Raw genomic sequence first — 23336 nt, 5'->3', positions numbered from 1 at the left:
CAACGAATGGACTACGGTCAACAACCACCACCACAATCACTCAAGGACGAGGTTCTGCTCAAGATGGGCCGGAACCTGCTGCTCAATCAGCAGGTGGAACAACTTTTGAAGGCCATTCTCGGCCTAGCAAGGATCGAAGGAACGCCTGCGGATGCCCCGGCTCGTCTTGAGGCGCGAAATGCCGCGCTAACGACGACACCGATGGGTGGGCTGCAAAGACGATTTCGCAGTGAACTTCTCGCGGCCCCGGATGAACCCCCAAACAATCCGGAGCCGGCTGACCCTTCGCTGCCTTGGTTCAGCACGACGTTTCGGTTCGACCTCGAACCGCCGGACAGGGAAGCTCTGGAGGCCGACCTGGATGCACTAACCGCTGACCGGAATGAACTCGCGCACAACTTCCTGCCGCGCTGGCAACCTGCTTCTGCTTCGTCGCTGGCCGAGGCTAGCGCTCATCTGGACCGACAGCGCGAGAGGATTCTTGCCATGCACCAACGCCTCAAATCGATGCATGGTTCGATGGCTGAGACACTACAGTTGGCTGCAAACTTCTGGTCTTCCGATGAGGGCCTGGCCGCTATCAAGCTCATGCACCTTCAGAGCAGTCGGATGATTGAACTGCTGGAAGAAGTCGCAGCTGCTCCGAAGCGGGCAGACGGATGGACCGACCTATCGTATGCATCTTCAATCGTACAGCGCGAGGAACCGGAGGCGCTGGAGAACCGCAAGGCGCGGTATGGCGAGGAGAGCCTGAAGGCGCTGATCCTCAAATCCGGATTGTTCGAGGTCGCAGAAGAGGTACTTCCGCGCGGCACGAGGACGTTGATTCGCCCACGCACGGATGTGTAGGAACAGGCAAGACAACGAAGGGAACCCTTCGTTTCATAGTCCAGCCATGATTGAGCGTCTGTATCACGCATTAGACGAGCCAATCTCTTAGCTCGCATTAGGACTGCATCTATGTTACTCATGGACGATTCCAAATCGTCTAGCAGCGCAGCAGCCACACTACGTGCCTCGGCCATCCCTGAAGAACGTTTGTTCTGCAGCCAGCGGCACTGGCATTAGCTGCACCATCGCGCAAATCCATGATCTGGTTCAAGCAGTCGTCATATGCTCTCTGACTTCAACCTCCGCTCTCACGTCACCGCAATAAACATGCAACGGAACCTGATATGTTTCCATCAGGAACTTTTCCGTAACGCCCAGCAGGGCAAGCTGATGTTCAGCCGCTCTGGACTTCGCAAGCCCAGGTTGAACGATGAAAACCCTGAGCTTTATGGCACATGTTCGACTTATCTCGCGCAGCTGCACAAGTCTTTCCCGGGTGCCAAGTTCTATACGCGTTGGCTTGCCCGCCTCCACCCTTGCAGCTTCTCGCTTCAGTAGATGAGCGAATAGGTCTGTTCGCCGGTCCTTGTTGTGCAGCCACATGACGCTCCTCTGCGCTTGTCCACAGACGACGTACATATCGTCGATCCGAGCTCCGGGAGTGTCGCCTTCAGAGTATTTGCAGTGAACAAGGTCAACGGTTATGACTCGCGGCAGGTCGGCGTTGTCCAGACGAATACCGACAATGTCAGCCGCCTCACCAGCGCCATCGTCATCGACGAGTACGTCGTACGCAAACGCTGCCTTAAGCGTCTCAATGGCGCGAAACTGTACAGAATCTTGGTGACGCTCCTCACGCTGCGACTCCTTGCGGATATTGACGCCGTCCCATTCAATGGCTTCCAAACGCTCCCGTGAGAACAGTGGCGCGGTCACCCTGAGCTCCGTGTGCATGTTTCCTTCGAGCTTGGAACCGTCAGCGAACCAAAACGTTGGTGGGAACTCGGTAAAGAACTCACACAGGTCGCTCGGCTTCCCTCGGTGAATTTCTGCCTTATTTGTACCTTCGTAGGTAAACGAGAAGTCCGCCTGAGCGCCTTGTCCGACGAAGTTCAGACGCACTCGAACTTCACTCGCCTCAGAGAAAACTCGAACCGCCAACGGTGCCGTCCCGGAATTCTCCACCAGTTCAATTCCGACGTTCGTGAGGTGTTCCCTTTGCGTGAAGCCGAACGAGATTGTAGTCGCGGACTCCACATGACTGAGCAGCTCGACAGGCCAATCCACTCCGATGACGACCGCCGCCGGCCGGCCTGCAACCATTTTTGGAATTAGGGTGCCGCGAAGCACCTCTTCCGGATCGATGCCGTCGTCCGAAATCTTTTCTCCCGCTCGCTTGCACCAATCGGCAAATGTGTTCATTCGCAATCGCAGGTTCGACCAGACACGCCCTCGCTTACCAGCACCCATGCTCGTTTGCTCGCCTCGTTCGAAGCCCACACCCGCCAGCACCGCCTTTGTTGTTGTGCCTAGCGTAGCTTCCGAAATCCGTGCGCCAACATCGGGGCCCATGCGTCCCGTGTATCGTATTTGCCGTCCAAGTTGCTCATCCAGACCGACATTCGTCAGCATAAGCCGGTTGATACCTCCGAATACACGGAACACGTCCGGGGCCGTTACTAGCGAAACATCATTCCCACACAGGGCCTTTGCGAATTCGCCGTAGTTGCCATTGTTCGTTGAGCCGTGGATGTACAGTAACGCTCGTGGCCGATCCCAGACCGCGATGCATAGCTCCCAAATTGTGCTTTCAACCGCCGCAATGTCCGTCCACGGGACGCCTTGCCGCCTCGCCGCGACGACAACGAGCGTCCGCTCAGCGTTGTTAAGAATCGGATAGATTCCTTCCGCATTGGAACTACCGCGGAATGCCTTGTGATAATTGTTCGGCTCCCACTCTGTGCAACGGGTTCGATACACCACCATGCTTGCAGCCGGGTGGATTTCAGCCAGGGGAATCTCTTCAAGTTCGCCCACGAACCCCTGTAAGAACTCTTGCGCCTCGACTTCCTGTCCGATTGCACCTTCACTCAGGTCCGGCAGCAAGAGATTCCAGTCAGGGTCTTGGGCATATAGGGCTCTCAGTTCCTCTCGCAGATTCACATCGGCTGTATTCGCGATAAAGACGGGGTCACCAAGATCCGTTCTAGCTCGTGTGAAACGGCCAGCGAGCTGCAGCGTAACTGCCAAGCTCTTTCGAAGGTCGTGGAAAGCTGCAATCTTCAGCTCGGGCATGTCGAAACCTTCGCCCAGCATGTCGACGCAAACGACGATTCTTGCTTGGCCACTCTCCAGCGTGTGACGCGCACGCTCCAGCTCCCGCAGTGGCATGGAGCTGTGAAGCATAACCGGGTTGTACTGACCCAGCTCTCGATAGATTTCCAGAATCTCCGCGGCACGAGCTTTCGTCGAAACACGAGCCATTGCTACGTGCTTCCCGGTCTGATCTGCGTGGAGTTCCTGAACAACCCTCGTTGCGATGTCCCGGTCAGCACGCGCGGAATTGAAAGCGTAGACGGGCCTGAATTGGATGGGACGGAAGTAGCCATCTTGCTGCGCCATCCTCAGCGGGTAGACGTACACAATCTTTCCGTCTAAGGGCGCTCCGTCTTCACGAAAGGGGGTCGCGGTGAATTGCAGTATCGGGCGACCTCGCAACTTGAAGGGCGATTTGAATTGCTTCCATGTCGGGGCCTCAACGTGATGAGCTTCATCTATGAAAAGATGCGAGCACAATTCAGCCATTCGCCCCTGAACCTCGTCAGAGCAGCCGCCTGCAAGCGCGCTGGTCGTAACGATGACGTTGCAGCGATCGAAGAGCTCATCCACTTCCGCCATTGTGGTTGGCCTCCGCGTCAGCGTCGCGACAACCGGCCTCGCGACGGCAGAGTCAAGCACAACACAATCTGGATGCTTCAGGATCCCGAGGGTGATGAATTTCTCTGCAACCTGACGACGCAGCGCGTCGGTGGGAACTAGAACCAATAGCCGCGAGCACATTGCTGTCACCAATGTCGCTAGCATCGTCTCGGTCTTGCCAGTTCCGGTGGGCATGACGACCGTTGCAACGCTAGCACTGGTGGACCAATGCGCATGAATCGCGTGAAGCGCCCCGATCTGAGGCTTGCGAAGGCCGATTCGCCCTTCCCCTGCCTCGGTCTCTCCAACATACTTGAACGAAGTGCGCCAACTTGCTCTGGCTGCGTCTCGGGGACTTGCGAGTACGGTTTGTTGCACCGGTAGCCATTTGGCATTGCGAAGATCGACTTCGCCTGCTTCGCCTGGTATCTTTCCAATAATTGTGGCGCCATCGCTCGGAACGTGGTCTGGCAAGGGTGCGCGTGGGAACACATAGAAAACCTTACCGCTATCCGCTTCAAACATCCATCCCGCCGCCGACGGGACGGTGAACCTTGCCATGCGTGCTTCTACTTCTTCAGGCGGCCGTATAAGTTGCTGGATAACGCCGTTCGAACATTTTTCATCCACACCCAGTACTGGCGGCAACAGCAACCTCATATTTTCCCCGGCATCTTGATTTTCTAGTGACAAACGTTCTGGCAAGATTGAGCAGCGGCGACCGCGAGAAACTAACGATACCTCCGCGATCGTAGATAGCAGCAAGGCGTCATTGGACCTACCTTGCTGCGTGAGCCAGTCTTATTGAGCATTCCCGCTCTGGCTCCAAGCGATTTGCAGGCGTTCTCGACTAGCAATCCGCAGCTTCAACAGACCCAACTCCCGGGCCATAAGCGTCAACGCCGACTCCTCATCGTGCCCCTCCCTTCGAAACTTTGAAGCAAGAGACGTCAACTCCGAAAGGGAGATTTCGTCTACTGAGCGCGCATTCCCCACTGGAGAGCGCCGGAAACCAATGACCTCCGCACCGCCGCTCCCCTTCGCCCAGAAAAAGACTCCGACATCCTCCTTCTTAGCGATGAAATGCCTTTCGGCAAGTCGAACGACTCGATCCTGAATACGGGAACCGGTCCGTGACCAGCTATGTGCCCGAGCAATTCGGCGGGCAAGCACTTCATCTTTTACCGGTCCCTCCACTCGAATGACGTGCTCGATCATCCCAAGCAGCGTCGCGTCATAACCCGAATCGAAGAAGTCATCTGGAGTAATCGCATAGCCGCCGGTTGCCAAATCTGCTTCCACAAAGATCTCGTCGTCGGCTGCGCTAGGCAAAGGTTCGACCGCGTAGTTCGAAGCATAGACTGGCTCCGCTACCTCGCAATTAGCGTCAACAACCATAATCGCATCCGCTGCTTCCGGAGGCTGGGGCGACCCCGAGGCAGGCTTTGCCATGGCCGCTTCGATTGCGGCTTTAGCTAGCTGCTCTGCCAGCTCTTGCTCCAAGGTACGAGCGGCACGCTTTGTCGACAACAGTGTTGAGAGTTGTTGGTGAATCTTCTCGGCGACACCATCGGCATCGATCCACCAGTCAGTGGACCATATGCGCACAATGTCCCATCCGAGCCCGCGAAGCACATGCTCGCGCAGCTTGTCGCGGTCACGCGCAGTGGCAGAGCGATGATAGGTCGCACCGTCGCATTCCACGCCAGCCAGATAGGCACCAGGCGCATCGGGATCCACAACGCCAAGGTCAATACGGAACGACGAAACACCTACCTGCGTATGAAGGTTCCATCCCTTCGCCGTCAGAGCGGCATGGACTGCCTGCTCGAAAGGACTATCGAAACCACCCAAGCTCCCCGCCACTGCCTCACCAAGTGCCCGAACACCCCGCTCGGCAAACTCCATGAAGTGCTTGAGATCGCGGACGCCCGCCGCTTGAGTGCGTGAGAGGTCCAGTTGTTCTGGGCGCAAGCTGGAAAATACCCGAAGTTCGTGCCGAGCACGCGTAACGGCCACATTAAGTCGGCGTTCCCCACCCTGCTTGTTCATCGGGCCGAAGTTCATCGAGGGCTCGCCATTTACCGTGGGGCCGTAAGTGAGCGAGAAGTACATGATGTCTCGCTCGTCGCCCTGAACGCTCTCGAGGTTCTTGACGAAAATTGGTTCCAGCTCGGTCTCCATGAAGAACGGCTCGATGCTGGCGTCCTTACGGCGCTCTTCGTCCAAAAGGTCTAGGATGAGCGTCTGCTGCTCGGTGTTGAAAGTGACAACGCCTATCGTTAGCCCAGATTCGCGGAATCCTGGCTGCTTCAATCGAGCGACAAGGTCCGCAACCAGGGCTTTCGCTTCTGGCTTGTTGATGCGCGCGCCACCCTTCTCATACAAGCCTTCCTTGATGATGTGGAAGCTGACGGCTCGATCGTTCGTAACCGGTGATGGGAACGTTACAAGACCACCCTCATAGTAGCGATGATTCGAGAACGCTATGAGGCTTTCATGGCGGCTACGGTAGTGCCACGACAGATTCCTAGTGGGTAGATTTGCCGCAATACACTCGTCGAGGATGCTTTCGAGGTCGCTTTCCACGTCGATGTCTTCTGAATCCGACTCTGCGCGGTCAAAGAAGCTGGTCGGGGGAAGCTGCTTCGGATCCCCGACCATCACGACCTGCTTGCCGCGGGCGATTGCTCCAATAGCGTCCCACACCGGAATCTGCGATGCTTCGTCGAAAACGACCAGGTCGAAATCCGCCGACTCCGACGAAAGGTATTGGGCGATGGACAGTGGGCTCATCAAGAGGCACGGAGTCAACGACAGCACCGCACTTGGAGCTTGGCTCATCAACTCGCGAAGAGGCAGATGCTTGCTCTTCTTGTTCATCTCGTAACGAAGAACGCCCCACTCCGAGTCGCGCGACACGCTCTTCTGTGTCGGAAGGCCGGAAGATAGTCGAGCCCTGACCCAAGCTTGTGTCAGCTTGGTGAAGCGCTCGTCAAGCTCACGGAAGTCCCGGATGCACTTTTCGTGCTCAGCCGACACGAAATTGCGAAGAACTTCATCGGCGTCCACGACGGCATTCAGCCACCAGCGAGCATATGCCGTATCAAACATCTCGCGAATGTTTCCGCCCGCAACAGCGCCATGCTCAACGGCCGCAACCAGCGATGCGAGGCCCAGCGAAATAGCCTGGCTGCGCGCCTTACGCCATGCGCACCAAGCATTCAAACGACCTTGAGAACGAATGACTTGTGATGCCTTCTCGCCAAACTCCGCCGGCGTCAGGTTGAGTATCGACGCATCGTCGCCAGCAAGGCCACTGGCGACCGCAAAGTCGTCAACTGCTGCATCGAGGGATGCCTTAGCTTCTCCATACTGGCGCCCCGCAGCAGCTACAGGACCCCCGGCTTCCAAAAGCATGTTTCCAGCGCCGAGCACGCGTCCGAGACTTTCTCTTACTGCCGCCACGCCTTCCGCCGTGTTGGCAAGCGGCGCCAGTGCAGCCAGCAGAGACGTATAGAAATCGTGTACCGCGGTAACGTCCGCGGCCTTCGTTCTGAGACCGGCCCAGAGATTCGACGTCTTCTGCGCCAGGTCCGCAATGCCATCGAGCTCCCGTTCCAGGCGAACCAGCTTCCGCATGCTAGCAAGGGTACGTGCAGGCAGTTCACCGCACTTTCCCATCTCTACGAAACTCAGGCCACTGTCCGTCCATTTGCTTCCACCCTTGGCTTCGTGGAGCGCCGACTGGTACACCGAAAACGATATGGCCGTAGTGAGGTCCGTCTGAAATCCTGTCCAAATGCCGGGCATATCCGACGCGACAGAGTCGAGGCGAGCCAGCTCAGCATCAAGATTCCGCAACTCCCGCATCCGCCCAAGGTCTGAACGGGCAACGTCGCCACAAATGCCTTGAGCTACTGCCTCGAGCCCGATGTCCTCCCATTGCGCACGAGTGCGAGCAGCTGCAAGGGCCTTCTGGAAAGAAATGGACGCGCGAGCTACATCTACATCCGTTTCCTGCGCGGTCCATACGCCACCAGTAGAGTGCTTGAGGTCAGTAATATCGATGACCTGCGTACGGAGGTCGTCAATCTTGGCCAAGCGCTGAACGTCGTTCTCGATGTTCGGCTCTCCGGGACCGTCGGCTGCCTCCTTCAGCTTTTTGTTGAGCGCCTTACGCTTCACCCAACTCATCGGCCACGCGGCCGCTTCTACCTCGTCCAGTTCGGACTTCAACTGTTTGATATAAGCGCTTGTCAGCTTCGACTTGTATGGCAGCGATAGCTGGCGTGTCTCATCCGCGATCGCGGAGACGAGTCCAACACCACGCCGCAATTTTTCGAGCACTGTGGCCGGCCAAGGCTCCCCCAACTGCTCAGTAAGCTCGCGATGTCGTGTGAGGGCAGCAATCGCTTGTCGGATGTTGTCTACGCGCTGGGCGTCCACCGGTGCGGGCAGCGCGGCATGGACTTCCGTGTGCTCCTGGACCAGTTGCACTGTTCGATGCAGGCCCTCAAAAATTTGCTTCGCATCGGGCTTCAAGACAAATTGCCAATCCCGACCAGCAGCGTCCGGAAGGATTTTGGCCAGCAAGCCGAGCGCGGAGCGAACCTTTCCGTTTAGTTCGACTTGAGGCAGACCAACCGCGCGAACGTACTCCGACGCAGCTGCTTGATACTGCTCCACCTCAGGTTGCAACGCTGCACTTTTAGATAGCAACGTCGCTTGCCAGCCGGGTGACCACTCGCTATGGGTTACATGAGCCAATGGTGAGGTTGTCAGATTGCGCTCGCCGATGGCTGTCACGTTCACATCGAGCAAGTCAGCTGCATTGCGCAGCTTGTCCAGTGCACTTCTATCATGCGACTGCGGGCCAGGCCAAGACAGCTCAACCAATGGCAGATCCCTTCCCGCAACAACCAACCCAATCGCGTTGTAGGCGCTCAATCCGTTTGAATAGCGAGCGTGGAGACGTTCGACATAGCGGTTCAGCTGCGCACGCACTGCACCCAAGCGTTCTGCTTCAGCGATCCAGTCCTCCGGCTCAATCGCATTGGCCGCGTCCCATGATTTACGGAGCTGTTCCAACACCTCGAATTTGCGAGCCTTACTGGAATGCAGCTCAAGGCAGAATCCACCGAGTCCAACATCTTTGAGACGGCGATAGACGACATCCAACGCCGCCATCTTTTCGGAAACAAACAGCACGCGCTTGCGCTCTGCCAGACATTGCGCAATGAGGTTCGCAATGGTCTGGCTCTTGCCAGTACCGGGAGGCCCAATAAGCACGAAGTCCTTGCCCTTGCTCGCGGCAGCGACCGCCGACAACTGAGATGAGTCAGCGGGGAGTGGGCAAAAGGTGTCCTGGGGTGGGAGTTCGCGGTCGAGGTTCCTTGCTTCCGGAAACTCTATGGAGCTCGGGTACACATCTCGCGGCGTGTCGATGAGATGCTTGACGACCGGACTCTGCTTCAATTGGTCTGTCCGCTCGACCAAGTCCTTCCACATCAGATACTTGGCGAACGAGAACGACGAGAGCACGACGTCGTCCACCACCTCCCAACCCTTGATGTCTTTGACAGCATCCGAAACCCTATTCCAGATAGCTGCCACATTGAGGCCGGAGTCATCCTTCGGAAGCTCACCTTCAGCAACATCCAACGTCAGGTCGAAGTCCTGGCGGAGCATCTCAATCAGCGTCGGATTGAAACGCGGCTCGTCGTCATGCAGCAGGATGCTGAATCCTGATCGAGCGTTTTTGCGCTCGAGGCTCACCGGCACCAGGATGAGCGGTGCTCGGAATCGCTTGTCATCTGTGTTTTCCCGAGTCCACGACAGAAAACCCAATGCCAGGAACAACGTGTTGGAGCCCCCCTCTTGGAGCGCAGCCCGAGACGACCGGTACAGCTCGGTCAAGCGAGCCTCCATGTCATCCGGCGAGATGCCGACGAAGACTTCCTTTCGTTTGAGGGCATCCAGGGCATGTTGGCGACGTACGTTCTCACGCTCCCGCGCCTCGTGGATCGCCTGGCTGCGCGGATCATTCCCGTCCATGAGCTCGGGCCGCGGAAGCAGCTTGATTGTGTGCCCCTCGGACAACAGGTCTTCAAGCTCGTTGGGGTCAAGCGCATCCAGCTTCACTGCCTTCTTCGTCGCTTTGAAGTTCAGCAGGTTGTTCCGCAGCGAGAGGTCAAGCAACTTGCGTTGCCAGCGCGTCAACCGGTCTTCCGGTCGCTCCGGCATTTCCTCATTTGAAGCCTGATGGATGTCCTCTGGTAGGTCCGGCGCATCCTCGAAGTCCGGCTCAACAGCGGCTTCCTGGGCGGGCACATCAGTACGGGCAGCCACCTCGCTACTTGCCAACGGCTTGATACGCTGGAGGCGTGCGCGCCGAATATCCACAGCAAGTCCGAATTTCTCTTCTTCAGCTTCCGAGATTTGCTCGGCGCCCTTCTCCACCGCATAACTGAACTTCGGCATCGGACGGTGGGTCACGAGCGTGGTTTCGAAGAGCACCAGTTCCTTGAGCCTAACCCGCTTACGCAAAGCGGTGACATCGTCGACGACCGCGGTTGTGAACTCCTCGGCCTTCAACCATGCACCTGCAAAGGCATGCCCATGTGTGAAGACGACGATAGGATGCAACCCAGCCTGCTCGAGCGCGGCGCAGAACAATAGTGTGAGGTCCAGACAGGTTGCCAAGCCTGACTCGGCAATTTGCGCCGGCCCACGTACTTTTTGGCCCGTCCGCTCAAAACTTGCTGGCGGGAGGGCATAGTCCAGCCCCATGGCTCCGACAGCAGTCCACACTGCCGAAGCGAGCTCCCATGCTCGTTTCGCTCCGCCCGAGTAGCCATCGATTGCACCGCTCTTCCCAGCTTTGCGGAGAACCTCCGATGTTTGCTTCAGGAGCCGTTCTACGGCCGGCTCGTTGGGCTGAACAAACGCAGCGACCATGTCCGGCAGGTACGATATTCCGCCCCATTGATTTCGGGGAAGCAACTCGACCGGCAGCTCGGCAGCTGCCAACTCCTCTGAGCCTTGGGTAAGCAGCCGGAACGTGACCACCGCCTTTTCGGCTTCCGTAAGCCGGCCCAGTAGCGGCCCATCCAGCGGAATATCGAGGTCGGAGACACGAATGGTCTGCTCCGCGCCAAGTCGGTCGATGTGCCAAATCTTCGTCTTGAGGAAAGCCGGCTCAGACGTCGCGACCAGGCGCAAAGATTGATAGTCGACCTTGGTATCGTTCAAGACAGTGAGGTCGCGGATGGCAGGTACGGCGTTCTGGAAGTCCGCCAGGTTGATCTTGCCCGCCAGTGTGGCGACGACCTTTACGCGCGGCTGCTCTTCTGCCGCCGGCGCCTGTTCGGGATTCGTGTTTTCCATCCGGCCCCGTCCAATGCTTCACCTGGCCCGCCCACGAACCAGGAAGCGAAAACTTGTTGAATCGGTCAAGCTGGATACTGCTCAGTTAATGCATTGAATCCAATACATTTCTTCTGCTCAGCAGTCGCTCGCCGAGTTATGAGGACCCCCCAATCGGGGAGAATGTTTGCACATTTTTGATGCGCGTTCCATACCACGTTCGGAGTGTGCAACAAGCGCTCTAGCGCTGGCGCAGCAGGCTCCACGTGCCGCCATGAGTACTAAGGACTCGCAATTGTCTTGCTTGAATCACTTATATCATTTTGTCGGTGCACACAAAAGCAAATGAGGCGCAGCCTCCGGGATTCTGCGTAGTCCGTCGCAGAACGATGGGCCGCTTGGCGTCGAGTGCAAAGCGTTTTATCCCAAGGGATAGGTCGGTCTGACAGCCGTCTCTCGGACGGCCACATGAAGGTGGGTGCGAAGAATGTCTACAAGACCAAGCGCGTCATCGTCGGGCTTGCCGGCGATCTCAGCTTGCTTGCCCCGCTGCGGAGGCTGGTGAACGGCGACTTGGACGCTGGTGCCCTGCTCGTGAAAGAGGACTTTGAGGGGTTCGCCCTGTACCCGACGGGGCGGCTAATGCTGTACGGCCTGTCGCCCCACCCGGTCGAGGTGACGGATCAGTACATCGCGATCTTCAGCGGCGGCATGGCTGCCATGGCCTCGATCGAGACTCAGGTGCGGCAAGGCGCCGAACCCGACTTGGAGCTTGCGTTGAAGGTGGCTTGTGCCATCGACCAAGCAACTGGCGAGCCGATCGCGAGAATCGGCTTTGCTTGAGGACTGGTCCGAGAGGTGCGCGCCATATGGAGGTACCCAGGCATTCAGATTTCGGCGCCACCTTCTTCCAAATGAGCCGCCGGGGACCCCTGCGGAGCGGTGGCCTCTAACGAAGCAGTTTCAGAGCCAGTGCTGCTCGGCGCTGGCTGCCCGGGTTGCATGCCAGTAACACGCTTAAATGACATCCCGTGCTTCATCATACGGCAGACTCCATCGAGGCCAGGAAACATCGTGGCAGCCGTAACGCCCATGAATGCCAAGTCTTCCAGCGCCACAATTGCCTGCGAGACGGGTATGTCTACAGCGATTAGGTACTTTTTGTCCAGGCTCCGCTCTCTATTGCAAATGAAGGTCTCAAGATCACCGACATTCGTTGCAAGAAATAGCCCCTGCTGAGCGTACAGTCTTGGATTTCCTCGCGGCGAAACTTCCAGTGAAGTGGCATAAGGAACCAAGGAAGGCAGGGTAACAAGGTGCGCCCAATGGTCATTAAAAAATGCCTCAGTCAACCCGTACACGCGGACATACTTGACGCCGGGGCGACTTGCACGCCACTCAAGGGCATCGGTGATCGCGAAGAACGCAGCGACATAAGGGGAGCGGGTCCAATCAAGCAGCGGTGTCGGTAAACCATGGTGCTGCGCCAGCCCCAGCAACCGCGAAATATCGCTAGGGTTCGCCATGTCGATTTCAGTTCCCAGCACGGCTTCGACGTGCATGCGAAAAGCTGGGATCGTCTGATTCCAGTAGCGAGGTAGGTTTGCTCTACCTTGCCGGAAAAGCGTTGTTTCCAACCGAAATCCGTTGCTTCCGTGCCCTCGGAACGCTGTGGCTCCATGCTCGTCGCGGACCGTCTCAACCCATTTCTTGAACTGCCCCCACGTCCGGCACTGCTTAACGTGCGCGATACCGCCGTTGCGAACTAGAGGCTTCAGTGCGATATCGCCCCCAATATGCCCCGCTCGCCACTTTCCTATAACTCCGTCCCCCTCAGGGCGAAGCCAGACGCGAAGCGCTTTGGCTAGCTCAACTTGCTCCGCATTCAAACTAGCGGCTACCGTCGCTCCATTTGCCGTACTCGTCAGGATCTCGATCGCGGAAAGCTCCATAACCCCATCCTCACCCAATGCGACTGCGGCACGCATCGCGAACGGGCTCGGCTTCGGCAAGTTTACAGTCGGCACGACGATCCAGTGAAGCAATGCCTCAGTCGGCAGGTCATCGTCCATGCACAGCATGCCTTGGGCTAGTCCATCCGGCGTCTCAACCGTGCCAAAGAGTTGCCTTTTCATAGATCCCCGTGTTCGAACAAAAAGGATCAAATCATATAGGGATGCAGTTTCGCTGGGCACCCCGCCGTTGTATTAGGTCCCACCAGTAGAAAGTACCGTACGGTGAGTGACGAGGACATTTGTGGGATTGCGCGTTGGTACCGCCGATGCCGATGCAGTGCGAGTTGCTCGCTTCCCGAACGCCAAGGGGCGGGCTATACTGTATATTCATACAGTACTTTGCCACCCTATGCAGCCCGAACTAGTAGACTGCCCGGTCTGCCACGCCGCCGCCGAACGCTCGCGCCAGCGCGGCGGCCGGGGGTTCACGTACACATGCCCAACCTGCGGATCCTATGAGGTGACATCCGCCCTTCTGGGCTGTGGCACCCGGTTGCCTGCATCGGCCCGGGACGATCTTGTCCGTCTGCGTGCCTACGGCTACCAGCCGCTCGTGGAATTCAACATCCACGACGGCATCCGGATCGGTCCGTCCAAGTCGGCCGGGGACTGAACCTGCCATGCCGCCCAACACCCCCGAGAACTGGGTACACGCCTTGCGCCACGCCGTGCGCGGCGGCACTCCGGATTTCTATGGCGACCGGTTCCTGACGCGGCTATTCATTCTTGGCCCTTCCGGAGACCCCGTAGAGGAACTTGTGCCGGATATTCACCAGGACTTCCTGACGGGCTGGTTCAAACGGTTTGTGCTGCGGACGGATCTGCTGGACCAGGGTACCCACGTCTGGACATGCTTCTGCCCATGGGACACGCCAGTTTTCCTGACCCACCTGATTGCGCCCAGCGTCGACAAGATCTTCACGTCAGCCAACTGGGAGGAAGCACAGGACAGGCATCAACGCGTCGCGGAAAAGGCCGAGCGCGTGCTGCCGCGCGTGGCGAAGTGAGCACCATGGCCCCCAAGTTCCCTATCGGCCCGGACGGCCGGTACCAGTACCCAAAACGCACGGCCGCCGAGCTGCGCGCCATCTATGAGCGCAACCCGTGCCCCGAGGTCCGGGACCTGCTGTGGGAAATCCACCGTCTGCAGGTCTTACTGCTGAGGGCCAACCAGCTGCAGAAGGCATACGGTGGCGGCAGCCATACCGGGTACACCCAGATCCTGGAAACGTTCCGAGCCGAGATCCGTGGCGAACCCTGCATCGAGGAACGGGAGGCTTGGGAAAAAGAGTTCTTCGGACCACCCATGCAGAGCGTTTACACTCGACAGCGGACCCAGAACCGCGGCGGATAGCGCACGCAGAGCCAACAGGAGGCACCGTGGACGTAGTTGCAGCATTCACACTAGCAAAAACAGCCATTGACCTGGCGAAAGGGATGTCGTCGCTGACCAAGCAGGCTGAAATCGCCGCAACGGCGATCGAGTTGCAGCAAATCATTATGAATCTGCAGCAAAAGTTCGCCGAAGCCGCCTCGGCCAACGACCAGATGGCGAGGGAGATCAGAGACCTGAAGGACGAGTTGAAGGCAAAGGCAGACTTGAAAAGGTACCAACTGGTTGGCTTGCCCGGGGGTGCCAAGGTGTATGGTCTGCCTCAAACTCAACTAGACGCAACTGGTGAACTCAGTCATTTCCTGTGCCCCACGTGCTATGCCCAAGGAAAGAAGCTCGTGCTGCAGGGAAGCGCTGAATCGGAATTTCTCAATTGCAATGACTGCAAGAATTTTTACAGGCAACGGCCGGCAACGCCGCTCTCCAAGCGCAGAAGGACTATTTCGACGGTCATATAGTGAGTCAAAAACTATGTGCAATAACTACGCTCCGGTCCAGCGGCAGCTCCTGCGCGATGTCTATGGCGTAGAGCCGCCGCCCCTCGAATATCCGCCGGAGACTTGGCCGGACTATGCCGCACCGCTCATCGTGGGCAACGTCGACGGCAGCCGCCAGGCGCTGGTGGGCACCGAAGAGCCGTATCCCGCCGGGCGTGGCTAAGTTCGACACGACCAACGCTAGATCGGAGACGGTTGGGGAGAAGCGATCGTTTTCCGGCCCCTGGAAGAAGGGCCAGCTCTGCTTGGTGCCGGCCACCAGCTTCTACGAACCCAACTACGAGGCCGGGCCTAAGTCAGTCCGCTGGCGGATCTGGCTAAAGGACGAGCCCGAGTTCGCAATCGCGGGTCTGTGGCGGGATTGGCCGGATGGCGCCCTCTCGTTCACCATGCTGACTATCAACTCGGACAAGCACCCATTGATGAGCCGCTTCCATGCGCCGGGCAAAGAGAAGCGGATGATCATCATCGTGCCACGCGCGGAATGGAATGACTGGTTGACCTGCCGGGATACGGAGCGGGCGCGCAGTTTTATGCGTCCCTACCCACCCGAGTTGATGGCGGCCGAACCGGCGCCGCGCGACCCAAAGCAAGCAAAATTCAATGAATGAAAATCTTGAGCCAGAAGATGACTTCGCTTCCAAGGGTTTCTTGGGAAGCATCATGCCGCACGTGGAGCGAGCAATCAGGCTGGAGCACGACGTGGACTTTGCATGGTCCGACCGGCTAAACGAATTCCTAATGCTTCTGGTTAGCAAGCCAATCAGCGCGGACACTGTCGTCAAACTCACTGCAAATGCACTCCTGGTGAGATCAATTCAAACCTACCAGGCGTCAGTCCTTCTGTGTCAGCGGGGCATGCTGGGCGAGGCCCGAACGTTGGAGCGATCGGTGACAGAGTCTGCAATCGCCATGGCTGCACTACTGCGGATAGATGGCTTTGTCGAAGAACTTGTCGCCGACCATCGGCAACACCGGAAGGCTCTTGCAAACGCCTTTGTTGAACAGTTACCTAAAACTGAGAACGTCGGTGAAGCATTGCGTCTGTCGCGTGCGGTGAAGGAAGAAGCAAAAGCCGAAGAAGTCCAAGGCATTGTGCAGAAGTCGATCAAGTGGGCAGACGTCGCGCAGCGGGCAGATGTGGTGGATCTTTACAACTGCTTCTATAGGGGCGCGTCGGGAGACGCCGCCCATGTGTCCCTTGGCGCGATAGACCGCCATATCATTTCGAAGGACGGCAGTATCCCTGACGAGCTCAGGCTGCACCCGCACACGGAAGGCATGACACAGCAGTTGAGAGGCTTGGCGACGGTAATGATCAACTTAGTCGCCTACTACGCAGGACTGGTGGACATCGAGGAACGCAAAGCGCTCTTCGATGACATTGTCGCCGAATGGCACCGTCTTCCCATGGCCGAATAGTCCAGACGATAGTAAGACCCACCGGAGGCCGACATGCCGCCGCACGTGCCCTCCCCTACCCTGGCCGAGCTGTCGCCGATGCTGCTCACCGAGAGGAAGTCGCTACCGGCGACGGAGCATTGGCGCTGGGAGATCAAGGTCATATGCGTATCCCGGCCCGTTGATTTTCTTTCAACGTTGCCGGCATGTGGCAGGTGTTGCATTTGGAAAGCGAGCTGTTGCGATTGAGCAAAGGAAGGCTTCAGCAGGCGTCGGGCGCTTGCGCATGGCAGTTCCACAGACTTACATCTCCTAGCGAAGATGCACGCGGCAGATCTTTGTCGTTCGCCTGGAGCGTAGGTTAGGATAGAAGGCTAACAAACCGCCTACCGAAGAAATCATGAAGCGACTTCGCGAAAAGATCGAGAACGACAAGCTCACCGCATTGCAAAGAATTGCCCCAGTCAACCGTACATCAGTCCGGCGTAGCTTCTCCGTCGACCCCGACTATGACTTCAACACTTACGAGGGGTTTACTGAGAAGGAGTATTTCATTCGCGATGCGGCAGATCTCAAGGACGAATTCAAATACGTCTTCGATGTGGAGCTTGAAGACTACGGGTACGACTTTGATGGCGAATTGCTCAAAGAGAAGAACAACGAAGGTACGGGTAGACTTTCGTTGCAATTGAATCGACGGAGCCTTCGATCACTAGCGATCGAACTTGAGGGTAGCATTTTCGGGAGCGGTGCAGACTTTGGGGGCATGCATGACGACCCTGTTGCCGAACTGGTCGTCATAGGTGTGGATAGCCAGCAGAGACTGGAGTTATTTGAGGAACTGCTGCTAGAAGCCTATAGCCTTGAGCTTGAGGTCAACCACAGGGTGAGCTTCTTCACCTATTTCACCGCGATTGAAGCGTTCGCCACCGCCCTGCTAAAACCCGTACAAGATTCCATTCCCGCTGAACTTCACGACGCCCTGGAGCGGCTTCAACTCGACGACAAGCTAAGAATCGTTGCCAAAGAGGCCTTCAACACGGTTGATCTCGCTTCTATCAAGATTTGGGGCGATTTCTGCGGACTATTCCGAAGCCTGAAGGAGAAGCGAAACCAGATCGCGCACGGTCAGGGTATCGTCTCCGTAAATCAGTCGGATGTGGACGATGTCTTTCTGATGGCTTGCACGTTGATTTGCTTCGCGAAGCACAAGCTTGGAAGCTACGATGACGTGCGGAAATTCCTTTACCCCAAGCAGGCGCGCTAAGTATTGGCGCAGGTGACAAGAGGATTCAGCCCCTACGATTGGCACTTAGCCCAACGCAACTCTTGTCGAGGTACTTATAAAAGTACGACGGGTACCGTCTGCTGGCGTCGACCGGGCCGGAGGCGCGGCTCAGGACCAAGGGCGCTGACGCCACGGCTTGGTTCCCTGAGGTCGTCGCTGCCCTCTCCAAGTTGCCGGCCGGCTGCATCGTGGACGGCGAGGTGTGCGTGATGAACGACCTCGGCATCAGCGACTTCGAGCGGACCCATGCCCGGGCAAAACGCCGCGGCGGGTATGCGGGTGCAGACCCGGTCGCCTTCTGCGTCTTCGACCTGATCGTCGCACGCGGCAGGGACATGCGAGACCAGCCACTGGAGAAGCGCAGGGCGGCGCTGCGCAAGCTCCTGAGCGGCCCGCAGCCACTTAGCCTGCTCTACGTCCAGGACGATGAAGATGGCACGTGACTGTTCGAGGCGGCGCCGGAACTGAATTTGGAAGGGGGCATTGGAAAGCGCGTCGGCAGTCTCTAACGCGACGGCACTCGCTCCACCGACTGCATCAAGGTCAAACGTCAGCGCGCATTGCTGCCAGTGTCAGGGTTCAAGCGCTCAGCGCTGATGATGGTGTTTTCAAGATGGGCCAGGACAGTCTGCACAGCCCTCTTGTCCAGCTCCGTCTGGGCGATCCACCGCCGACTACTAGCATGTGGAGCATATTGTTCGCTATGGAGACGCCTACGGCAACACGTCGGATGACAGAGGCCACATCCCTGACTGGCTACAGCGAGCGGAAAATTCGGGACTTGTATCTGACCCGCGAACTGCAGCAAGCGCAGATCGTGCGCCCGCCGATGACCGGAACCGCCGTCAAGCCGGTATAACTCGATCGAGGCATGATGACATGTGCGGCAAGGTAGGACGCTTCAAGCGAAGCCGGCAACCGTGCGTGCATATCGTCTAAGGCGTGCTCTCGGTTTCGATCTGTTGCACGTGGAAGGACTTCATTCGCAACATCGCCTCGGTGCGCGTGCGCACTTCCAGACGCTGCAGGATGCCGGATACATGGTCCTTGACCGTGCCCTCGGTTAAGCCCAGCCGCCGCGCGATGATCTTATTCGACAACCCTTCGAGCAGCAAAATTAGGACTGAGCCCTGGCGTTGGGTCAGCCCCAAGGCTTCTGGTGTAATCGGTGCACGCTGCGCCAACTCAATCGTGCCATCCTGCTCGGCGGTCGCTGCTGTCGCGAGGGGGGCGCTGTCTCCCGCCCGCGCCGCCGCGACGTGCGGGTCCATCCGCGAGATCACCTCAGCACGGGAGCGCAGGTCAAGCCGCAGCAGGATGGCTGACACGTGTTCCTTCACCGTGTTTACTGTCAGACCGAGCTGACGCGCGATGAGCTTATTGGACAACCCCTCGAGGAGCAGATTGAGTACCGATCGTTGGCGTTGAGTAAGATCGAGCCCAGTGGACGGGGCGGAAGGAATCGTCCCGGCCTTCCGAGTTGGGCCATTGTGGTGTCGTGCGCCGGGGTCGGTACGCGAGCGCTTGGAGCCCAGGACCTCTACTTTCCATTGACGTTTTACAATCGGGATGACTTGCTTGCGATTGGTCACGCCAAGGCGCCCAAGGATCTCCTTCACGTGATCCTGCACCGCCCTTTCGGTCATGGCCAACCGTTGCGCGAGAACCTTGTTCGGCAATCCGTCAAGCAGCAGGACAAGGACGGTGCGTTGCTGGTCGGTGAACGCACTTGGATCCGCCACGGCGTTGGAATGCTGTATGGAACCGATTCCTGGCGTTCCCGCAACGACTATTGGGTCGTCGGCCATTTCCACCTTCACTACTGCAGCGAGCGCATTGGCAACATGAGGATCGTTGGCGGTCGCTGCGCGTGAGCAATCCGCGCTACCTAGCACGGTCACGAAATAGGAGCTTTCCTTTGCGGTGGAATTGGGGTCGGTTGGCCTACATAGATGGATGCGTCCAGGGATCCCGATTTCCCCGCTCTCCCCGGAGCGACGTTCCATCGTTGCCTGCAACTCCTCGAACTGTGTCGTGGTCAGCTCGGCCACGCCGCGCAACATGTTCCTAAACTGCCTTGAGAGCATCGTCTTGCTAGAGAAAAGCTGAAATCAGTCTGAACGTCATCGTTGAGTGGCTCGTGAGCGTTGTCATGTGTGTGCCCGGAAATGAGTCAAAGATGAAGCGACAGATCAGGTTGCGGAGGCGGAACGTCAAGGCAAGAAGCGCGTAACCCGTCGCCAACGAGTGGTACAGACTGTTGGCACAACTGTTCAGCCTGTTCGGGCTCGTCAACTTGGTGCCGGCGAAAAATCCGTTGCTGTCGTCTGCGGGGAACAATCCGTCCTAAGCGCGTAAAACGCGCCAAGAAGTGCATGAGATTGCGCTCAGAATGTCTTCGCTTCCCACATTGCGGAAGTCGAAGGCCTAGCGGTCGAGCGGTGTTGGTATTGGTCGAGGAGAGCCGGAGGTGAATTCTGTCGCGCACTGCATTGCGACGCCTCTTACCACGTCATTGAATGGATCTGGGGTGGCAGGCGATACCCTACTATCGTTCGGCACCTCTGTGATTGAAGTGGCACAGAGCCGATGCCGTTCAGCGCTTTCGAGCGCTCGGTGATAGCTCTCACTGGCAATCGCTAACGTCTGCGTAAAATTCGCCTGGGCATTCGAGATCGCTTGCAGATCCATCGGTTCTGTGTTTCTGAGTGCTTTGAAGAAAACTAAATTCGCGTGCTCTTGCTCCCGCTTTAGTTTGTTTCTGGCGGCCATAGCCGCGAGCTCAAACTCTTTCTCCACGTCTTTTCTCTTGGCAGCCGATGAATCGATTGAGCAATTGCCATAAATCGAGTTATTCACTGATATCTCCTTCTAGTGAAGATCCAGGTGATCAACTGGCCTTCGACCGCAAGCAGAGCTACCGCTGTAAACATGATGCCAATTGCTCTGGCCTGTGCCCTGACAAAGGTATCCACCTTCACGTGAGCGAGGGGACTTAATTACCCTTGCCTGACTGCTCGGTGCCGGATGCTGAATGTCAGACATCGACACGGCGGCTGGTGGATCACGGGCGCCACATATGTTAGTTGGCAGTTGGAGCCGTGTTTTCTTAATGCTGGCCCCTGTGTGGCAGGATTTGTGCGATTGAACGACAAAATGCGGAGCTTTCACGCGATGAAGCAGCCCAGCTTCTGGTCAGAGACCGGAAATCGAGGAAGGTCGGTTTTCGGCCTCTTCCGGCCGGCGTACCGATTGCTTTGACCCAAGGCGCGATAAGCCCTGGCCTGAAGGCCGAGGCTTTCCGCGCGTCTCACAAAGCGATTCTCGAATGCCAGGGAACTGTTCAAGCAACCGCTCCAGATTTTCGCGAGCTTTGATGAGTTGTCTATTGAGATACCAACTGTGGGCAAGCCACAAGACGGTTGCTGCACCAAGAATGACTCGCTCAAGTCCGCTTTCAAACAATCGGCACTCCCTCTAAGGTTTCAGACCAGGCGAGGCGAAGTCTGTGTTTCGTCCATATCGCCACGTGCGTTCCGGGCAGTCAAAGCGACGATTCAGCATGCAAGAGAATGGTTTCCCCGCTGACGTTTCAACGGTAGTCCCTACTTTTTAGATGCTGGCCTGAGGCAGGCCCTGAGGGAAACCTCAGAACCTCCACTCGTCATAGGGATAACGCCAAATCGCACCTCCAACAACCCCTTCAACTCGCGATGGAGTGGGCCATTTTCAGCAATTTTGGCCGACTTCTTTCTTAACTCAGTTCGGGCACCGAGCGCAAACGGCCGTCGGGGCCCGCTACCCCAAGCAGAATTAGCGCTTGCGCGGCGGTGGCACGTCCGTGCAGACGCCTTCGTAGATCTCGGCAGCCATGCCCATCGACTCGCCCAGCGTCGGGTGCGGGTGGATCGTCTTGCCGATATCCACGGCATCTGCGCCCATCTCGATGGCCAGGCACACTTCGCTGATCAAGTCACCCGCATGGGTGCCGACGATACCGCCGCCGACAATGCGGTGCGTTTCCTCGTCAAAGATCAGCTTGGTGAAGCCCTCATCGCGTCCGTTGGCAATAGCGCGGCCCGAAGCGGCCCACGGGAACACGCCCTTGCTGTACTTGATGCCCTGCTCCTTGCACTGGTCCTCGGTCAGGCCGGCCCAGGCCACCTCCGGATCGGTGAACGCCACAGACGGGATCTGCTTGGCATCGAAGTAGACCTTCTCGCCGTGCGCGGCTTCCGCGGCCACGTGGGCCTCGTGCACCACCTTATGAGCCAGCATTGGCTGGCCCACCACGTCGCCGATTGCGAAGATGTGCGGCACATTGGTGCGCATCTGCTGGTCGACGTTGATGAAGCCGCGATCGGTCACGGCCACGCCAGCCTTCTCGGCACCGATGCGCTTGCCGTTGGGCGAACGGCCCACCGACACCAGCACTAGGTCATAGCGCTGCGGCTCGGCCGGTGCCTGCTCGCCTTCGAACTTGACGTAAATTCCGTCCGGCTTGGCTTCCACTGCGACGGTCTTTGTGTTCAGCATTAACTTGCCGAAGCGGTCCTTGTTCTTCTTCTCCCAGACCTTGACCAGATCGCGGTCAGCGCCGCCCATCAGGCCCGGGAGCATTTCTACGACGTCAATATCGGCACCCAGCGTGCTGTACACCGTGGCCATTTCCAGGCCGATGATGCCGCCGCCGATGACCAGCATTTTGTTGGGCACCTCGGGCAATTCCAGCGCGCCGGTCGAATCGACGATGCGCGGGTCTCCCGGGATGAATGGCAGCTTCACCGCCTGGCTGCCGGCTGCGATGATGGCCTTCTCGAAGCGGATCACGGTCTTCTTACCGGTGGCCTGCTTGCCCTCGCCTTCAGTCACTTCCACTTCCACGTGGTGCGGATCGAGGAAGGTGCCGATGCCGCGCACCACCTGCACCTTGCGCGTATTGGCCATGCCAGCTAGGCCGCTGGTCAGCTTGCCGACCACTTGGTTCTTGTAGTGGCGCAGGCCGTCCAGGTCGATCTTGGCTTCTCCGAACTGGATGCCGTGCGCGGCCAGTGCCTTGGCCTCGTCGATCACCGCGGCGTTGTGCAGCAGCGCCTTGGACGGGATGCAGCCGACGTTCAGGCAGACGCCACCGAGCGTGCCGTAGCGCTCGACCAGCACGGTATTCATGCCGAGGTCGGCGCTGCGGAAGGCTGCCGAATAGCCACCGGGGCCGGCGCCCAGCACCAGTATGTCGCACTGGATATCGGCGCCGCCCGCGTGGCTGGCGGCTGCCGGTGCCGGAGCCGGGGCTGCCGACGGGGCCGGTGCCGCAGCGGCGGACGCTGGGGCCGGAGCCGGCGCGGCTGCGGCTTGCGCCGCCACCGTGCAGACCACCGTGCCCTGCCCGATCTTGTCGCCCACCTTCACGCGCACGTCGACTACCTTGCCGGCAGCCGACGACGGCACTTCCATACTGGCCTTGTCCGACTCGAGCACGATCAGCGACTGCTCCTGTTCGACCACGTCGCCCGGCTTGACCAGGACCTCAATCACTTCCACCGCGTCGAAATCGCCGATATCCGGCACTTTGACTTCGATCACACTCATGTTTGCTCCTCAATGCGCGCCGGCCCGCGTGGCTC

At 58.1% G+C, this 23336-nt stretch carries 13 protein-coding genes and 5 pseudogenes; 9 read left to right on the top strand and 9 right to left on the bottom strand.

Annotated features, from left to right (window positions below):
• Positions 1–6: 6 nt before the first annotated feature.
• Positions 7–849, top strand: a complete 843-nt coding sequence (locus tag ACX12D_RS33400) for a hypothetical protein (RefSeq protein WP_459375220.1) — start codon at positions 7–9, stop codon at positions 847–849.
• 249 nt (positions 850–1098) lie between these two features.
• Here ACX12D_RS33400 and ACX12D_RS33395 read toward each other — a convergent pair whose 3' ends face one another.
• Together ACX12D_RS33395 and ACX12D_RS33390 are read right to left on the bottom strand one after the other, a co-directional pair.
• The gene (locus ACX12D_RS33395; RefSeq protein WP_459375219.1) at positions 1099–4410 is read right to left on the bottom strand and encodes a DEAD/DEAH box helicase; all 3312 of its coding nucleotides are present in this window, start codon (positions 4408–4410) and stop codon (positions 1099–1101) included.
• A gap of 141 nt (positions 4411–4551) precedes the next feature.
• Positions 4552–11139, bottom strand: a complete 6588-nt coding sequence (locus ACX12D_RS33390) for a DUF3320 domain-containing protein (RefSeq protein WP_459375218.1) — start codon at positions 11137–11139, stop codon at positions 4552–4554.
• 447 nt (positions 11140–11586) lie between these two features.
• Between ACX12D_RS33390 and ACX12D_RS33385 the strand changes: the two genes are divergently transcribed.
• Positions 11587–11961, top strand: coding sequence for a hypothetical protein (locus ACX12D_RS33385; protein ID WP_459375217.1), 375 nt, complete (start codon positions 11587–11589; stop codon positions 11959–11961).
• Positions 11962–12005: 44 nt separating this feature from the next.
• On the opposite strand, the gene ACX12D_RS33380 is transcribed toward ACX12D_RS33385, so the two are convergent.
• Positions 12006–13190 carry an FRG domain-containing protein gene (locus ACX12D_RS33380; protein WP_459375216.1) on the bottom strand — a complete coding sequence of 395 codons (1185 nt, stop codon included), beginning with the start codon at positions 13188–13190 and terminating at the stop codon, positions 12006–12008.
• A gap of 563 nt (positions 13191–13753) precedes the next feature.
• On the opposite strand from ACX12D_RS33380, the gene ACX12D_RS33375 reads away from it, so the two are divergent.
• From ACX12D_RS33375 to ACX12D_RS33345, 7 genes and pseudogenes are all read left to right on the top strand, one after another.
• A complete protein-coding gene (locus tag ACX12D_RS33375) occupies positions 13754–14140 on the top strand; it encodes a hypothetical protein (RefSeq protein ID WP_459375215.1) in 387 nt (128 codons plus the stop codon).
• Between the two features lie 5 nt (positions 14141–14145).
• Positions 14146–14487 (top strand): hypothetical protein, encoded by a 342-nt coding sequence (locus ACX12D_RS33370; RefSeq protein WP_459375214.1) that lies wholly within the window; start codon positions 14146–14148, stop codon positions 14485–14487.
• A 26-nt stretch (positions 14488–14513) separates the two neighbouring features.
• Positions 14514–14984 carry a hypothetical protein gene (locus tag ACX12D_RS33365; protein ID WP_459375213.1) on the top strand — a complete coding sequence of 157 codons (471 nt, stop codon included), beginning with the start codon at positions 14514–14516 and terminating at the stop codon, positions 14982–14984.
• A gap of 13 nt (positions 14985–14997) precedes the next feature.
• A pseudogene (locus tag ACX12D_RS33360) lies at positions 14998–15634 on the top strand (SOS response-associated peptidase).
• Positions 15627–16445, top strand: a complete 819-nt coding sequence (locus tag ACX12D_RS33355) for a DUF5677 domain-containing protein (protein ID WP_459375212.1) — start codon at positions 15627–15629, stop codon at positions 16443–16445. Before ACX12D_RS33360 ends, ACX12D_RS33355 begins: the two are co-directional and overlap by 8 nt.
• A gap of 379 nt (positions 16446–16824) precedes the next feature.
• Positions 16825–17691 (top strand): hypothetical protein, encoded by an 867-nt coding sequence (locus tag ACX12D_RS33350; RefSeq protein WP_459375211.1) that lies wholly within the window; start codon positions 16825–16827, stop codon positions 17689–17691.
• A gap of 98 nt (positions 17692–17789) precedes the next feature.
• On the top strand, positions 17790–18155 hold the full coding sequence (locus tag ACX12D_RS33345; protein ID WP_459376607.1) for an ATP-dependent DNA ligase: 366 nt from the start codon (positions 17790–17792) through the stop codon (positions 18153–18155).
• Between the two features lie 146 nt (positions 18156–18301).
• Here the strand turns inward: ACX12D_RS33345 and ACX12D_RS33340 are convergent.
• The 6 genes and pseudogenes from ACX12D_RS33340 to lpdA all read right to left on the bottom strand — a co-directional run.
• Positions 18302–18376 (bottom strand): annotated as a pseudogene (locus ACX12D_RS33340) (HU family DNA-binding protein); the annotation flags it as partial.
• A gap of 271 nt (positions 18377–18647) precedes the next feature.
• Positions 18648–18806: pseudogene (locus ACX12D_RS33335) on the bottom strand (LuxR C-terminal-related transcriptional regulator); the annotation flags it as partial.
• A 171-nt stretch (positions 18807–18977) separates the two neighbouring features.
• Positions 18978–19175 (bottom strand): annotated as a pseudogene (locus ACX12D_RS33330) (response regulator transcription factor); the annotation flags it as partial.
• A gap of 165 nt (positions 19176–19340) precedes the next feature.
• Positions 19341–19520 (bottom strand): annotated as a pseudogene (locus ACX12D_RS33325) (hypothetical protein); the annotation flags it as partial.
• A gap of 619 nt (positions 19521–20139) precedes the next feature.
• On the bottom strand, positions 20140–20571 hold the full coding sequence (locus ACX12D_RS33320; protein WP_459375210.1) for a hypothetical protein: 432 nt from the start codon (positions 20569–20571) through the stop codon (positions 20140–20142).
• Between the two features lie 954 nt (positions 20572–21525).
• A complete protein-coding gene (lpdA, locus tag ACX12D_RS33315) occupies positions 21526–23301 on the bottom strand; it encodes a dihydrolipoyl dehydrogenase (protein ID WP_459375209.1) in 1776 nt (591 codons plus the stop codon).
• Positions 23302–23336: the final 35 nt, after the last annotated feature.

It is taken from the genome of Cupriavidus sp. PET2-C1, from assembly GCF_054515855.1.
The sequence above is the reverse complement of the archived record's forward strand: the minus strand, read 5'-3'. Positions and strand labels throughout refer to the sequence as shown.

Bases quoted from the DNA above. Each gene is read 5' to 3' on its own strand.
- ACX12D_RS33400 (WP_459375220.1), top strand. From the start codon at position 7: ATGGACTACGGTCAACAACCACCACCACAATCACTCAAGGACGAGGTT.
- ACX12D_RS33395 (WP_459375219.1), bottom strand. From the start codon at position 4,410: ATGAGGTTGCTGTTGCCGCCAGTACTGGGTGTGGATGAAAAATGTTCG.
- ACX12D_RS33390 (WP_459375218.1), bottom strand. From the start codon at position 11,139: ATGGAAAACACGAATCCCGAACAGGCGCCGGCGGCAGAAGAGCAGCCG.
- ACX12D_RS33385 (WP_459375217.1), top strand. From the start codon at position 11,587: ATGAAGGTGGGTGCGAAGAATGTCTACAAGACCAAGCGCGTCATCGTC.
- ACX12D_RS33380 (WP_459375216.1), bottom strand. From the start codon at position 13,190: ATGGACGATGACCTGCCGACTGAGGCATTGCTTCACTGGATCGTCGTG.
- ACX12D_RS33375 (WP_459375215.1), top strand. From the start codon at position 13,754: ATGCCGCCCAACACCCCCGAGAACTGGGTACACGCCTTGCGCCACGCC.
- ACX12D_RS33370 (WP_459375214.1), top strand. From the start codon at position 14,146: ATGGCCCCCAAGTTCCCTATCGGCCCGGACGGCCGGTACCAGTACCCA.
- ACX12D_RS33355 (WP_459375212.1), top strand. From the start codon at position 15,627: ATGAATGAAAATCTTGAGCCAGAAGATGACTTCGCTTCCAAGGGTTTC.
- ACX12D_RS33350 (WP_459375211.1), top strand. From the start codon at position 16,825: ATGAAGCGACTTCGCGAAAAGATCGAGAACGACAAGCTCACCGCATTG.
- lpdA (WP_459375209.1), bottom strand. From the start codon at position 23,301: ATGAGTGTGATCGAAGTCAAAGTGCCGGATATCGGCGATTTCGACGCG.